The organism is Ureibacillus acetophenoni (assembly GCF_900220965.1).
GTDB lineage: Bacteria > Bacillota > Bacilli > Bacillales_A > Planococcaceae > Ureibacillus > Ureibacillus acetophenoni.
Window position 1 is genome coordinate 1 of sequence record NZ_OBQC01000038.1, and the last position, 1,902, is coordinate 1,902.

Genomic DNA, 1,902 nt, shown 5'->3' on the forward strand with positions numbered 1-1,902 from the left:
TTTTTTTGTGCGCCCGGCATGGGCTATAACTTGGTGGTGAAAGTCCACTACAGGCTTGGCAGTAGGAACTGTTAGCTAATGGCAAGGGTGTCCACCGTGAGGTGGAATCTGAAGGAAGCCGGAGGCAAAATCCCGAACTGACGAACAGAAACTATATATAAGGCTGAATTGGAATGGACGAGTTTGCAAAACAAAATAAAGTCCTATACTGCCCGAGTTCCATACAGTAAATATAGCAGTTACATGGGAGGAAGGTTATAGTTCTTACCCGGGGAGGTCTTACAAGGGTTCCCGACAAGAGAGATGGAATATCTCACAGGAACAAGTTTGCCAGTGATGGCAAGCTGAATTGTAAGAAGTCAGCAGAGGTCATAGTAGTTCCCTTGGAACAAAGGACTGAACAATAACAATCTTGAAGAATTACGGAGGTGATGGCAGTGCAAAGACCACAGAAAACATCGCAAGATGGCTGTTTGCAGAGGGATAGGTTGGAAACTGAAGAGTATGCAAGAGCGTGTAGTGCTGTCTTTAAAGAAGTAGGTCGACAAGATGGTATCGATTTAATTGATAAAGTAATTGATAGTAATAATCTTTTCAGAGCATGTAAGAAGGTTAAAGCCAACAAAGGTGCGCCTGGAATAGACGGAATGACAGTCGATGAACTATTTGGACATGTCAGTAAATACTTACATCACCTTAAGAGAAAACTGAAAGATGGCTCTTATAAGCCACTTCCAGTTAAACGGGTTGAAATCCCTAAGCCAGATGGTACAAAACGAAAATTAGGTATTCCATGTGTTAGAGACCGTATGGTCCAACAGGCAATCTACCAAGTAATTGGTGGAATTATTGACCCGAAATTTTCTGAGTCAAGTTATGGTTTTCGTCCAAATAGAAATCAACATCAAGCTATAAAGAAATCTATCAAATATTATGAACAAGGTTATAAAGTAGTAGTAGATTGTGATTTGAAAAGCTACTTTGACACCATTAATCATCAAAAGCTAATGGAATATTTAAAGGTATTTATCAAAGACAAAGTTATATTAAAGCTAATTTGGAAATTTCTTAAAAGCGGAATACTAGAGAATGGCTTAACTAAGCCAACAGAATTCGGTGCACCGCAAGGTGGAGTACTTTCACCAATCCTGAGTAATGTCTATTTAAATCAGTTGGATATAGAACTGGAGAGAAGAGGGCATAAATTTGTACGCTTTGCGGATGATTTCTGCATCTACGTTAAAAGCAAACGAGCTGGTGAACGTGTTCTTGATAGCGTTACAAAATTTCTGGAGAAGGAACTAAAACTTACAGTTAACAAAACTAAAAGTAAGGTAGGGTCTCCGACCAAACTAAAATTTTTAGGTTTCTGTATACATAATACTTCTAAAGGCACAGGATGTAGACCACACCATTCGGCGAAGAAAAGATTCAAAGACAAAATTAAATATAAAACTAGAAGAAATAGGTCTGGAAGCTTTGAAGATATCGCCAAAGAAATCAATCAAGTGACAGTTGGATGGATAAATTACTATGGCATTAGTTTTATGAAAAAGTTCATTAAAGAGATTGGAATGTGGCTAAACCATCGGTTAAGGCAACTTATCTGGAAAAGATGGAAGAAAACTAAAACAAAATACTATCAGCTGAGAAGATTAGGCATTCCAAACGAGGAAGCATGGAAAGTAGCAAATTCCCGTAAGGGATACTGGAGAATCTCAAGAAGTGAAACCTTACAAAAAGCAATTAAAATAAATACGCTCTTCAAATGGGGGATAAAAGACCTTAATAATTTGTATGAGCAAAGATACTCAAGTTATTGAACCGCCGTGTACGGAACCGTATGCACGGTGGTGTGAGAGGTCGACTAGCCAAATAATGGCTAGTCTCCTACTCGATTGT

At 38.5% G+C, this 1,902-nt stretch carries 1 protein-coding gene; it reads left to right on the forward strand.

Annotation, left to right across the window (positions count from 1 at the left end; translation table 11 throughout):
• Positions 1-437: 437 nt before the first annotated feature.
• A complete protein-coding gene (gene ltrA, locus CRO45_RS19710) occupies positions 438-1,823 on the forward strand; it encodes a group II intron reverse transcriptase/maturase (protein ID WP_097151305.1) in 1,386 nt (461 codons plus the stop codon).
• The last annotated feature ends 79 nt before the right edge of the window (positions 1,824-1,902 follow it).